This window comes from Chlamydia buteonis (assembly GCF_900634605.1).
GTDB classification, from domain to species: domain Bacteria; phylum Chlamydiota; class Chlamydiia; order Chlamydiales; family Chlamydiaceae; genus Chlamydia; species Chlamydia buteonis.
Window position 1 is genome coordinate 105,623 of record NZ_CAAAFM010000001.1, and the last position, 12,550, is coordinate 118,172.

Genomic DNA, 12,550 nt, shown 5'->3' on the forward strand with positions numbered 1-12,550 from the left:
ACAAATCCGTTGTTATTGACTTTCTAGGGATTCTATGTTAACAATTCTTCCCTTTGTCTACATTGTCAACCTTTTTCTAGGAAAGCATCATTTATGGAAGCACGCTCTGAGTTATGGTCATTAGACGCAATTAAAGAAGTATATAACACTCCTGTTTTTGAGTTAATCCATAGGGCGAACGCTATATTAAGAAGTAATTTTCCCCACTCCGAATTACAGACATGTTATCTTGTTTCGATAAAAACAGGTGGTTGTACTGAAGATTGCGCTTATTGCGCACAGTCTTCACGTTACCAAACAAATGTCAAACCAGAACCAATGATGAAAATCACAGAAGTCTTGGATAAGGCAAAACATGCTATAAATTCTGGAGCCACTCGCGTGTGCCTCGGAGCTGCTTGGAGAGAAGTAAAAGATAACCATCAATTTGATCGCACTTTAGAAATGATCAAAGGCATTACCAATATGGGCGCTGAGGTATGTTGTGCTCTTGGCATGCTCACCCCAAATCAAGCTGAAAAGCTCTTTAAGGCCGGTCTCTATGCTTATAATCACAACTTGGATTCTTCTGAAGGTTTTTACAAGACAATCATTACCACACGCAAATATGAAGATCGTTTACGAACTTTGGATATCGTTGAAAAATCTGGAATTAATGTCTGTTGTGGTGGGATTGTTGGTATGGGAGAAACTGTTGAAGATCGTATCGAGATGCTTCATAACCTAGCAAGTAGAGAACGCATGCCAGAATCGGTGCCTGTCAATGTGCTTTGGCCGATAGAAGGGACTCCCCTACACAATCAGAAATCGATATCTTTTTGGGAAATCTTACGTACGATAGCTACAGCACGCATTGTGTTTCCCCACTCTATGGTGCGCCTGGCCGCAGGACGTGCTTTCCTTTCTGTGGAACAACAAACTCTATGTTTCATTGCCGGAGCAAATTCGATTTTCTATGGTGAGAAACTCCTCACTGTAGATAACAACGATATGGATGAAGACACCGCCATGCTGAATTTACTTGGAATGCGTCATCGTCCAGCATTTTCAATGAAAAGAGGGCAACCATGCCAATCTGTAACCTGTTAGAACAAAGATTAGAAAAACAAAAACATAGAAAGATTCACCGAACATTAAAAACTGTCTCTACTTCTATAGATTTCACGTCTAATGATTATCTTGGCTTTGCTAGATCTTTAGAGTTGAAACAAAGATTTTCTAACGCATGGGATTATATGCATTCCCTGGGTTCTACAGGATCACGTCTCCTCACAGGGCAATCTCTTCTAGCAGATCGTGTAGAACAATACATTGCTGCCTATCATAATATGGAAAGCGCTTTAATTTTTAATTCTGGATACATGGCAAATCTCGGATTAATTTCAGCACTGGTTTCTAAAGAAGACCGTGTAATCTACGATATCTATATCCACGCTTCTATCCATGACGGCATTCGCCTTGCGAAAGCCCAGGGGATCCCCTTCCGTCATAATGACATTCAACATTTAGAAAAGCGTTTATCACAACCACACTGTGGACAAACCTTTGTTTGCGTGGAATCTGTATATTCGCTTCATGGTTCAGTATCTCCCCTAAAAGCCATCTGTGCTTTATGTAAAAAATACTCTGCGCATCTTATTGTTGACGAGGCACATGCTCTAGGAGTCTTTGGAAATATAGGGGAGGGATACGTAGCTTCTTTAGGGCTTCAAAATGACGTATCTGCAACTGTATATGCTTTTGGAAAAGCTTTAGGGATTCATGGTGCAGCAGTTGGAGGAAAAGCTATTCTTAAAGACTACCTAATTAATTTCTCCCGTCCTTTTATTTATACCACGGCTCTACCTCCCCATGCGTTTGCATTGATCCAATTGGCCTATCAATATAACGAAAAAGCGAATGTCCTTAGAGAAAATCTCCAACAACTGATCTCTTATTTCCGAGAAAAAGCACAAGACATGCGTTTACCTATTTTTAAAGACAATGGCAATACGCCTATTCAGTCCTTATGTATACCAGGAAGCACTCAAGTACGCAAAGCAGCAAAAACACTTCAGGATTTTGGATTTGATGTCCGCCCTATTGTCAGTCCAACTGTAAAACAAAAAGAAGAATTATTACGGATATGTCTTCACTCGTTTAATACCAAAAGTGAAATCACAGAATTCTTGAATAAATTATACGAAATCCAAGAAAGCTTATGCATATTATCATAGCAGGAATTGATACAGAAGTCGGCAAGACATTCGTTAGCGCCATCTTAACTATCCTATTTCAAGCAGAATATTGGAAGCCCATACAATCTGGCTCCTTAAACCACTCTGACAGTGCCATAGTTCATGAACTCTCAGGAGCTCGCTGCCACCCAGAATCTTACCGACTTTCTCATTCCCTAGCAGCCCACCAAGCAGCTCAAATCGATAATATCACTATTAATCAAGAAACTATCACTCTTCCAAAAACAGATTCTTCTCTCATTATTGAAACTTCAGGAGGATTCCTCTCTCCCTGCACATATAATTCTTTACAGGGTGATGTTTTTGCGAAATGGCCATGCCATTGGGTGCTTGTTAGCAAAGCCTATTTAGGAAGTATCAATCACACTTGTTTAACAATTGAGGCTATGCAAGCAAGAAACCTCAGCATCTTAGGAATAATTCTCAATCAATACTCTAAGGAAGAAGAAGATTGGCTGCTTAATATGACCGGTCTGCCTTTTTTGGGACGTTTGAATTATGAAAAGATGATTTCCAAAGCTATAGTACAAAACTACGCAAATCTATGGAAAGAAACCTGGAAATATAGAGAAATACAGTTATGTTGACAGAGCTAAAAAATGGGAAAAAAAAATCTAAAATATGGCATCCCTTTGCTCAACCCGGTTTAGATCACGAACCTATCCACATTGCACGTGGAGAAGGTGCTTATCTTTATACAAAATCGGGAGCTGCTTATCTGGACGCCATTTCTTCATGGTGGTGTAATCTTCACGGTCACGCTCATCCCTATATTGCGCAAAAAATCTCAGAACAAGCATGTCAACTTGAGCATGTAATTTTTTCTAATATCACACATAGTCCTGCTGAAGAACTTTCTCAAAGGCTTACGGAACTACTTCCGGACGGTTTAGAACGTTGTTTCTTCTCTGATAATGGTGCCTGTTCTATAGAAATCGCTTTAAAAATCACACTGCAATATTTTTATAATCAGGGAAGACCAAAAACTCGTTTTGTATCTTTAAAACATGGCTACCATGGGGATACTTTCGGAGCTATGTCCATAGCAGGCCCGGCGGATATTAATAAACCTTTCCAATCTCTATTTTTCTCTGCGGACACTATAGACCCTCCCTACTATGGAAAAGAAGATATCTCTTTACAGCAAGCAAAAGCTCTATTTTCCACAGGAGAAATTGCAGGATTTATTTACGAGCCGATCTTACAAGGTACAGGAGGCATGCGTGTGTACAATCCTGAAGGATTAGATGCCATTTTAGCACTCGCCAAACACTATGATGTGTTTTGCATAGCCGATGAAATTCTTACAGGGTTCGGACGCACAGGACCACTGTTTGCTTCAGAATACATGCAAACTAACCCAGATATCCTTTGTCTTTCTAAGGGATTAACAGGTGGATTTCTTCCCCTTGCTGTCACTGTAGTGCGCGAAGAAATTTACCAAGCTTTTGTAGCTAAAGATCGTAGATTATCTTTTTTACATGGCCATACCTATACAGGGAATCCCTTAGGGTGTGCTGCAGCCTTAGCATCTTTGGATCTCACATTATCCCCTCAGTGCAGACAGCAACGTGAAATGATAGAGACTTGTCATAAGCAATTCCAATCACAATACGGAGCACAATGGCAACGCTGTGATGTCTTAGGAACGGTACTTGCTGTAGATTATCCAACCAAATCTTTAGGATATTTCTCTAATTTACGTGATACCCTTTATAACTTTTTTATAGAAAATCACCTCATTCTACGCCCTTTAGGAAATACTATTTATGTCCTTCCTCCCTACTGTATCCACAAGGAAGACCTGCATCGAATTTATCATTACCTCCAGGAGATTCTATGCTTACGAATACAATAACAACCTTTGTATCTTACGCATCACGTTGGTCATCAGTCCTTAAAAATATCGTTGCGGATAACGAGTTACATAGCAAGTGGGTCAATACATTATCGTTTTTAGAAAACTGTGGGGCAAAAAAAATCTCAATTAGCGAGCACCCTACACAAGTAAAAAAAGAGGTATTAAAACACGCTGCAGAAGAATTCCGTCATGCGTTTTATCTAAAAACTCAAATTTCAAGAATCTCAGATCAACCTTTTCTTGATTATTCTCTAGAAAAAATGCTCGGCTCCTATGGCGTTAAGTATTACCTACATCTTCTAGATTTGCGCACATGTAAAATACTTAAAAACCACTACCACCTTTCTGGACAAACATTGAAAACTACGGCCTACGTACTTGTGACCTCTGCTATAGAAATGCGCGCTGCTGAGCTCTACCCTATCTACCATGACATTTTAAAACAGGCAGGGAGCAAGGTCACAATAAAATCCATTATCTTGGAAGAACAAGAACACCTAGAAGAAATGGAATCAGAGTTAGCAACATTACCACATGCAAAAGAACTTCTTTCATATGCTTGCAAAATTGAAAGCACGCTATGCTTGCAGTTAGTCACTTACTTAGAGAAACTTGTAGAGAAAACATGTATGATTTAGTCTTCCAGAATAGATTATATTTTCTTGGAAGATAAATTAGTGTTCAGGCAAGCTTTTTGGAAAACAAAAATAAGTTAGCCAAAATGCTTGCTTATAAGATTTCTCAATCCTCTATATCTGGAAGAGTTTCCGTTCCTCCGTCGAAGTCTCATACTCTACGAGCTATCTTTTGGGCTTCGGTAGCACAAGGTACTTCTATAATACATAATGCTCTCGCCTCTCCAGACTCAGAAGCTATGATCCAAGCCTGCGAGCAGCTTGGGGCAAAAATTCTTAAAAAATCTACACATCTTGAAATTACGGGAACATCCCAGCTAACACTTCCCAAAAATACCTCCATCAATGCAGGCAGTTCTGGAATCGTTTTTCGTTTCTTTACAGCACTTGCAGCGATCTTTTCTGAGAAGATCACAATTACAGGATCTTCACAATTACAACGGCGTCCCATAGCTCCCTTAATCCGAGCTCTAGAAAATTTTGGGGCTACCTTTTTCTATGAAGGAGATCCCCATTCTCTGCCCTTCTCTGTTTTAGGGCCAATTTCTTCCGGATATACAGAAGTTATAGGCGATGACTCCCAATACGCCTCTGCTCTTGCTATAGCATGTTCTTTAGCAGAAGGACCTTTTTCATTTACTATCATCAATCCCAAAGAACGACCTTGGTTTGCTCTTACATTGTGGTGGCTTGATTTCCTCGCTATTCCCTATTCGCAATCTGAGAACACTTACTCGTTTGAAGGGAAAACTCGCCCCCAAGCATTTTCCTATACTGTGGGGGGTGATTTTAGCAGTGCAGCGTTCCTTGCAGCTGCTGCCCTACTCTCTCAATCCCCTCATCCCACCTACTTAGAAAATCTCAATATCGACGATATCCAAGGAGACAAGGAACTCTTCTTCCTTCTTAAAAAACTTGGAGCAAATATTACTTTTGAAAACAACACCATTATTATTTTCCCTTCCACATTTTCAGGAGGAAATATTGATATGGATCTTTTTATTGATGCTCTTCCTATTCTCGCTGTTCTCTGCTGTTTTGCTACATCCTCCTCATATCTATATAATGCTCAAGGCGCTAAAGATAAAGAAAGCGACCGCATTATTGCAATCACTCAAGAACTACAGAAAATGGGAGCTTGTATCCAACCGTGCCACGATGGTTTACTAATCAATCCAAGCCCATTATATGGAGCTTCCATGCATTCTCATAACGATCATAGAATTGCTATGGCCCTGTCTATAGCAGCGATGCATGCTTCTGGGGATAGTATCATTTATGATACTGGTTGTGTAAAAAAAACTTTCCCAAATTTCATCCAGATTCTAAATTCTTTACATGCGAACATCCAGGAACATTATGAATGTATTTCTCTGCGGCCTGCCCACAGTGGGCAAGACATTGTTCGGCAAGGCTCTCGCTAAATATTTTTCGATCTCTTTCTTCGATGTTGATGATTTAATTGTAAGTAACTACGGCAACAAGCTACATTCCTCGGTCTGTGGAATATTCCAAGCTATTGGAGAACAAGAGTTTACAAAATTAGAAATTGAAGCTCTCCATTCTCTCTCTCTAGATAATAGTGTTACAGCTTTAGGTGGAGGCACCATCATGCATCAAAAAGCATGTGATATAATTAAAAATAGAGGACCACTGGTTTATCTATCCCTTCCTATAGCTCAGATTCGTGAAAGGCTCTTAAAGCGTGGTCTTCCTGAAAGATTAAAACGAGCTCCAAATATGGAAGAAATCTTACAACAACGTGTAGGGCGTATGCAACGCATCTGTGATTATCATTTCCCTCTTGATGATGTAAATCTTTTAGATGAATGTTCTTTATTATCTGCGTGTGAATCTTTTAATACTTTACTAAATCAATGAGAAATCGCTTTGGTTCTTTATTTTCTCTAACGACATGGGGAGAATCTCACGGATCTTGTATTGGGGTTGTCATCGACGGGTGTCCTGCAGGGCTACAACTTGCCCCTGAAGATTTTATTCCTGCCATGTCGCGCAGATGCCCAGGACGACCTGGAACATCTCCACGTAAAGAAGCTGATATTGTTCATATTCTTTCCGGAATCTATCAAGGCAAGACAACAGGGACACCCATTGCTCTGCAAATTTTTAATACTGATGTAAAAAGCGATCCATATCGCGAACAAGACGATCGCTACCGTCCAGGACATGGACAATTTGCTTATGAGAAAAAATATGGCATTGTAGACCCTCTAGGAGGAGGAAGATCATCCGCAAGAGAAACTGCATGCCGCGTGGCTGCCGGTGTAATCGCAGCAAAATTTCTTGCCCATTATGATATTCATTGCTTAGCTTTCTTATCTAAATTAGGAGAGGCATCTATTGAGGAATATCCAAAATATTCTAAAGAATTTGCGCAAAGTATTTACAACTCCCCCTTTCTTTCTCCGCTAAACTATGACTCCATCTTTCAAATAATAACAGACCTACAAAATAAACAAGACTCGCTAGGAGGCGTGGTATCTTTTATTACTTCTCCTATTCATGAAAGCCTTGGCGAGCCAGTATTCAGTAAAGTACAAGCAATGTTAGCTTCCGCGCTGATGAGCATTCCGGCAGCTAAAGGATTTGAAATAGGGTTAGGATTCGCTTCTGCTGATAGGTATGGATCGGAATATATTGATCCTATTATCATCGAAGACGGGATAGTTTCCATGGGATCTAATAATTGTGGCGGATCTTTAGGAGGGATTACTATAGGAATGCCCCTTAATGGTCGAATAGTGTTTAAACCTACATCTTCTATTAAAAAACCCTGTTGCACAGTAACGAAAACTGGGGAGCCTACGAGCTATGCTACGCAAAAAGACAGTCGTAATGATCCCTGTGTTGCTATAAGAGCTGTAGGTGTTGTAGAAGCTATGGTAAATCTTGTCCTAGCTGATTTGTTATTACAACAACGATGTGCGAGATTATGATCAAAAACTTTATTTCCAATCCTCATAACATCAAGCTTATAGGTGACTTCTTCAATAAAAAGTTATTTTCTTCTATATCTACAGATTATCCAATTGTTATCATTACCGATTTTCAAGTTGCAAAAGAAATTCTTCCTCCTATTTTAGATTTTATAAATTCTTTAGACTATAAGGTAATTCCTTTGTCCTTTCCTCCCGGAGAGAAAAATAAAACATGGGAAATTTTCATTTCTCTGCAAAATCAACTTGTAGATCAAGATATTCCTTTAGGTTCTACCATTATAGGTATTGGGGGTGGTGTAGTTTTGGATATGGCAGGATTTCTCGCCTCTACATATTGCAGGGGCATTCCGCTATTCTTAGTCCCCACAACAATGACGGCAATGATAGATGCTTGTATAGGAGGAAAAAATGGTATTAATCTACGTGGATTAAAAAATCGCTTGGGTACTTTCTATCCCCCGAAAGATGTCTGGATATGCCCTGAGTTCTTATCAACATTACCTAAGAAAGAGTGGTTCTACGGAATTTCCGAAGCCATAAAACACGGATGTATCGCTGATGCCTATATCTGGGAGTTTCTGCATAACTACAGTGAGATGCTATTTTCTTCTCGGGAAATTCTTAGTGAATTTATCAAAAGAAACTGCCTCATTAAAGCTGCCATTGTTTCTAAAGACCCTTATGATAAACATCTAAGAAAAATACTCAATTTCGGTCATACAATTGCACACGCTATAGAAACATTATCCCAAGGCTATCTCCCCCACGGATTGGCGGTAAGCGTAGGCATGATGATAGAAACAAAAATTTCCCTAGAATCAGGAATTATGAAAAATCTTTCTCTGCCAGAGCAATTACACCATCTATTTAAACGCTTCCATTTGCCTACAACTCTTGAAGAACTACGCGATCTTATTCCTCAACATCTTCATAATGAATTTTACAATCCTGAAAATATCATCCATGCTCTTGGCTATGACAAAAAAAATCTCTCCAAAAAAGCTATCAGGATGGTTATGATAGAACATTTGGGCAGAGCAGCTTCATGTAATGGCGTCTATTGTACAGTACCAAAAATGGATATCCTTTATGAAATTCTAAAAAGTGAATGCTATGCTGTGTGCAACAATTAGTGGGCCTACTTTTGCTGAAGCTAAACAGCAACTTTTACACTCCTTACCTCTAGTCGATAGTATAGAGTTACGCATTGATTGTCTTTTATCCCTGTCTTCAAATGAACTCAAACATCTCATAACCTTAGCAAAAAAACCTATTCTTACATTAAGAAAGCACAAGAGCCTTTCTGAAATAGCATGGATAGAACGTACTATACAACTTGCAGAGTTACAGCCTGAATACCTAGATATTGATAAAGACTTCCCCAAAGAAGCTTTAGCAAAAATCCAAAAGAATTATCCTAAAATAAAAATTATTCTCTCTTATCATAGCGAAACTTCCGAACACATTCCTAATCTCTGTAATGAAATGCTTAGGCAACAAGCACATCATTATAAAATTGCTATGACGTCAACAAAGTCTATAGACACCCTCCGCTGCATACAAATAAAAAAACACCTTCCCGAAAATACCACATTACTTTGTATGGGAAATGCAGGCATAGCCTCGCGCATTCTTTCACCATTAATGAAAAATGCCATTAATTATGCCTCTGGCATCAATGCTCCGAAAGTAGCCCCAGGACAGCTCTCTATAGAAGAGTTACTAGCATACAACTATACTAATCTCTCTTCAGAAGCCCGTATCTATGGTCTGATTGGTAACCCTGTAGACCGTAGCATCAGTCATCTTTCCCATAATAAATTATTTTCAGAGCTACAGCTCAACATGAGCTACATAAAAATGCTACTATCCCCCTATGAACTTAACGAATTTTTCTCTTTAACTCGTGATCTGCCTTTTGGTGGTCTGAGTGTTACTATGCCCTTTAAAACCGATGTTCTTGAATATATCGATATTTTTGATCCCTCTGTACAACAGTGTCAGTCTTGCAATACCTTAGTTTTCCATGATAATAAGATCGCAGGATACAACACAGATGGTTTAGGGCTATTAAACCTTTTAAAACGCAAGAACATCCTTCTACACAACAAGCATGTGGGTATAGTGGGATCTGGAGGTGCAGCAAAAGCAATAGCCACTACATTCGCTTATTCAGGAGCACAGATTAGCATTTTTAACCGTACGGAAACTCACGCAGAAAAACTCTCTGTGCTATGTCATGGTCAAGCTTTTCCCTTAAATTCCTTATCAGAAAACCACAACATCGATATTCTAATTTTATGTCTTCCTCCCGATGTAGAAATACCTGAAATCTACCCTCCTGTGATTATCGATATTAATACACTACCTAAAGAATCTCTCTATACGAAAAAAGCTAAAGATCGAGGTTGTCAGATTCTTTACGGCTATGAAATGTTTGCTGAGCAAGCTCTCCTGCAATTTTCCTTATGGTTTCCAGATAAACTCTCTCAAGAGAATAGAGAAAGATTCCGTCTGAGTGTAGAGAATATTGTTAACACTATGTAAAAAATTCCTATTTTGCGTTATAATTTTCGATATTTTTTATTCTTCCTCCCATGCAAAAGTACTGGCTATTTTTCTTCTTTCTTTTTCCTACGCTTAGTGACTGTACAGAAACCACGCGTTATGTAGAGGTAAAATCTATTCACGAGATTGCAGGTGATATCCTGTATGATGATAAGGATTTTTGGTTAATATTCGATCTTGATGACACGTTACTAGAAGGAGCTCAGGCCCTAACACAGACATTGTGGCTCCAGAAAACAATAGAAGGATTTCAACAACTCGGCCTCTCTGAAAGTGAAGCCTGGGAAACTGTCTACCCTTATTGGGAAGGGTTTCTAGAAAAAGGATCTGTAAAAACCATAGAAAATGCCATGCAGATCCTCATCACAAAAGTCCAGGAAAAACAGAAAACACTATTTGTTTATACAGAGCGTAAACATTCTTCAAAAGCTATTACTCTACAACAGCTAAAAAGCTTGGGTCTATCTTTAGAAAGTACAGCCCCCGTTATAACTCATGAACTTCCAAAAAGTATCCTTTTTTCTTCTGGGGTATTATTTGGAGAAGAACTCCATAAAGGACCAGGACTCCAAATCTTCTTAGATACTATCGCAGCCCGTCCTGAAAAAATTATCTATGTGGATAATTCCAAAGAAAACGTGGTACGTGTTGGTGAGTTATGTAAATTAAAAAAAATTTCTTATCTTGGAATTACTTACTCAGCTAAAAAATTCTTGCCACCAATATATCATCCTGAAATCTCTAAGATCCAATACACATACACACAAAAACTTCTCAGCAACGAGGCTGCTGCTTTATTACTAAGGCACCAAATGATAGAATAACATTAAGATGATAATTCCTCTATTTTCACCAAAAATGATGGCATAAAAAAAACTTTTTTTTTTAGAGTCACAAAAAAGAACCGCGTATCTTTTCTTTTGGTAGTTCATGGCGTCTTTTCGTTCCTCTCTATTAACCGCTCTATGTGCCTACGGCATGATGATAATGCCTGCCTATGCTATTGATCCGAATCACCCTAAGCTTCACCATCACAAATACTCTGAAAGATTGAAAAAAAGGCACACGGAAGATTCCAATGTTTCCTCTTCCTCGATACTAGAATCCTCTGAAACCTTAAGCCAAGAACCTCGTCGTAACATACTTACCCCAATACGTAACGTATTAGAAGATCGCCCTTGCGACGAGGGATTGTCGATCTCCAAATTGTTCAACTCAATAGAAAAAGAGACCAACTCTCAAATTTCTGTGGATTTTACCATTCTTCCTCAATGGTTTTATCCTAAAAAAGGTGCTCTAACGGCAATTGATGAAAAGCAGCCGACTTGGCAATTTTACATGAGTCCTAGCGTTTCTTGGCAACTCTATAACAGCCCTACTGCAGGTATAGGGAGTATCGATTTCTCCTACACCTTAATACGTTACTGGAGGAACAACGCACAAAATGCTAACAACGCTACAGGACTTGCGGGTGGAATTAATGATTATAGTACCCGAGCTAATACGTTATCTCAGCTAACGTTTTCTCAGACATTCCCGGGGAATATTCTTACAATTTCATTTGGACAATACAGCCTATACTCTATAGATGGGACGTTGTACGATAACGATCAACAATCAGGATTCCTAAGTTACGCGTTATCACAAAATGCTAGTGCTACGTATTCATTAGGAAGTGTTGGCGCCTATCTACAATTTACACCTACCCCCTCTATAAATATTCAAGTTGGTTTCCAAGATGCTTACGATGTTTTAGGCTCTTCTTTCGACCTTTATAACCTTACAAGAAATCGCTATAACTTCTATGGATATTTCTCTTGGGCACCTCAAAGTACTTTAGGTAGTGGGCAATATTCTGCATTAATCTATTCTACAAGAAAGGTGCCAGAACAACCTACGCAAACAACAGGATGGTCGCTAAACTTCGGACAGCACTTAAGCGAGAAACTTTACGTATTTGGAAGATGGAATGGTGCCACGGGAACAGCGATGAACCTCAACCGTTCTTATGTTCTTGGATTAGCATCAGCAAATCCAATAAATCGCAATCCTCAAGATCTTTTAGGGGCTGCGTGCTCCATGAGCAAAGTCAACCCTAAAGTAGTTACAGAAAAGAAAATTCGCAAATACGAAACTGTAATAGAAACATTCGCAACCATAGGATTTGGACCTCACATATCGCTAACTCCAGATCTACAAATCTATATTCATCCTGCACGGAGACCTGATAAACGTTCTGCTAAAGTTTACGGCGTCCGAGCTAATTTCTCTACCTAACATCCTATAACT

The 12,550-nt window shown here is 39.1% G+C and carries 12 protein-coding genes; all 12 read left to right on the forward strand.

Annotation, left to right across the window (positions count from 1 at the left end; translation table 11 throughout):
- Window positions 1-93: 93 nt before the first annotated feature.
- Window positions 94-1,089 carry a biotin synthase BioB gene (gene bioB / locus E1N70_RS00465; protein WP_131743640.1) on the forward strand — a complete coding sequence of 332 codons (996 nt, stop codon included), beginning with the start codon at window positions 94-96 and terminating at the stop codon, window positions 1,087-1,089.
- Window positions 1,068-2,216 carry an aminotransferase class I/II-fold pyridoxal phosphate-dependent enzyme gene (locus E1N70_RS00470; RefSeq protein WP_006343382.1) on the forward strand — a complete coding sequence of 383 codons (1,149 nt, stop codon included), beginning with the start codon at window positions 1,068-1,070 and terminating at the stop codon, window positions 2,214-2,216. Before bioB ends, E1N70_RS00470 begins: the two co-directional genes overlap by 22 nt.
- On the forward strand, window positions 2,201-2,824 hold the full coding sequence (gene bioD / locus E1N70_RS00475; protein WP_131743641.1) for a dethiobiotin synthase: 624 nt from the start codon (window positions 2,201-2,203) through the stop codon (window positions 2,822-2,824). The genes E1N70_RS00470 and bioD overlap by 16 nt, the downstream gene beginning before the upstream one ends.
- On the forward strand, window positions 2,818-4,095 hold the full coding sequence (bioA, locus tag E1N70_RS00480; RefSeq protein WP_131743642.1) for an adenosylmethionine--8-amino-7-oxononanoate transaminase: 1,278 nt from the start codon (window positions 2,818-2,820) through the stop codon (window positions 4,093-4,095). The genes bioD and bioA overlap by 7 nt, the downstream gene beginning before the upstream one ends.
- Window positions 4,077-4,736, forward strand: a complete 660-nt coding sequence (locus E1N70_RS00485; RefSeq protein ID WP_131743643.1) for a hypothetical protein — start codon at window positions 4,077-4,079, stop codon at window positions 4,734-4,736. The genes bioA and E1N70_RS00485 overlap by 19 nt, the downstream gene beginning before the upstream one ends.
- Before the next feature lie 83 nt (window positions 4,737-4,819).
- The gene (aroA, locus tag E1N70_RS00490) at window positions 4,820-6,157 is read left to right on the forward strand and encodes a 3-phosphoshikimate 1-carboxyvinyltransferase (protein WP_131744145.1); all 1,338 of its coding nucleotides are present in this window, start codon (window positions 4,820-4,822) and stop codon (window positions 6,155-6,157) included.
- Window positions 6,093-6,614, forward strand: coding sequence for a shikimate kinase (locus tag E1N70_RS00495; protein WP_131743644.1), 522 nt, complete (start codon window positions 6,093-6,095; stop codon window positions 6,612-6,614). The genes aroA and E1N70_RS00495 overlap by 65 nt, the downstream gene beginning before the upstream one ends.
- The gene (gene aroC, locus E1N70_RS00500; protein ID WP_131743645.1) at window positions 6,611-7,690 is read left to right on the forward strand and encodes a chorismate synthase; all 1,080 of its coding nucleotides are present in this window, start codon (window positions 6,611-6,613) and stop codon (window positions 7,688-7,690) included. Before E1N70_RS00495 ends, aroC begins: the two co-directional genes overlap by 4 nt.
- The gene (aroB, locus tag E1N70_RS00505; protein ID WP_131743646.1) at window positions 7,687-8,826 is read left to right on the forward strand and encodes a 3-dehydroquinate synthase; all 1,140 of its coding nucleotides are present in this window, start codon (window positions 7,687-7,689) and stop codon (window positions 8,824-8,826) included. Before aroC ends, aroB begins: the two co-directional genes overlap by 4 nt.
- The gene (locus E1N70_RS00510) at window positions 8,807-10,240 is read left to right on the forward strand and encodes a bifunctional 3-dehydroquinate dehydratase/shikimate dehydrogenase (RefSeq protein WP_131743647.1); all 1,434 of its coding nucleotides are present in this window, start codon (window positions 8,807-8,809) and stop codon (window positions 10,238-10,240) included. Before aroB ends, E1N70_RS00510 begins: the two co-directional genes overlap by 20 nt.
- 50 nt (window positions 10,241-10,290) lie before the next feature.
- Window positions 10,291-11,085, forward strand: a complete 795-nt coding sequence (locus tag E1N70_RS00515) for a DUF2608 domain-containing protein (RefSeq protein ID WP_131743648.1) — start codon at window positions 10,291-10,293, stop codon at window positions 11,083-11,085.
- 106 nt (window positions 11,086-11,191) lie between these two features.
- Window positions 11,192-12,538, forward strand: coding sequence for a porin AaxA (gene aaxA / locus E1N70_RS00520; RefSeq protein WP_131743649.1), 1,347 nt, complete (start codon window positions 11,192-11,194; stop codon window positions 12,536-12,538).
- The last annotated feature ends 12 nt before the right edge of the window (window positions 12,539-12,550 follow it).

Excerpts from the sequence above, each read along its gene's own strand:
- bioB (WP_131743640.1), top strand. The coding sequence starts at position 94 with ATGGAAGCACGCTCTGAGTTATGGTCATTAGACGCAATTAAAGAAGTA.
- E1N70_RS00470 (WP_006343382.1), top strand. The coding sequence starts at position 1,068 with ATGCCAATCTGTAACCTGTTAGAACAAAGATTAGAAAAACAAAAACAT.
- bioD (WP_131743641.1), top strand. The coding sequence starts at position 2,201 with ATGCATATTATCATAGCAGGAATTGATACAGAAGTCGGCAAGACATTC.
- bioA (WP_131743642.1), top strand. The coding sequence starts at position 2,818 with ATGTTGACAGAGCTAAAAAATGGGAAAAAAAAATCTAAAATATGGCAT.
- E1N70_RS00485 (WP_131743643.1), top strand. The coding sequence starts at position 4,077 with ATGCTTACGAATACAATAACAACCTTTGTATCTTACGCATCACGTTGG.
- aroA (WP_131744145.1), top strand. The coding sequence starts at position 4,820 with ATGCTTGCTTATAAGATTTCTCAATCCTCTATATCTGGAAGAGTTTCC.
- E1N70_RS00495 (WP_131743644.1), top strand. The coding sequence starts at position 6,093 with ATGAATGTATTTCTCTGCGGCCTGCCCACAGTGGGCAAGACATTGTTC.
- aroC (WP_131743645.1), top strand. The coding sequence starts at position 6,611 with ATGAGAAATCGCTTTGGTTCTTTATTTTCTCTAACGACATGGGGAGAA.
- aroB (WP_131743646.1), top strand. The coding sequence starts at position 7,687 with ATGATCAAAAACTTTATTTCCAATCCTCATAACATCAAGCTTATAGGT.
- E1N70_RS00510 (WP_131743647.1), top strand. The coding sequence starts at position 8,807 with ATGCTGTGTGCAACAATTAGTGGGCCTACTTTTGCTGAAGCTAAACAG.
- E1N70_RS00515 (WP_131743648.1), top strand. The coding sequence starts at position 10,291 with ATGCAAAAGTACTGGCTATTTTTCTTCTTTCTTTTTCCTACGCTTAGT.
- aaxA (WP_131743649.1), top strand. The coding sequence starts at position 11,192 with ATGGCGTCTTTTCGTTCCTCTCTATTAACCGCTCTATGTGCCTACGGC.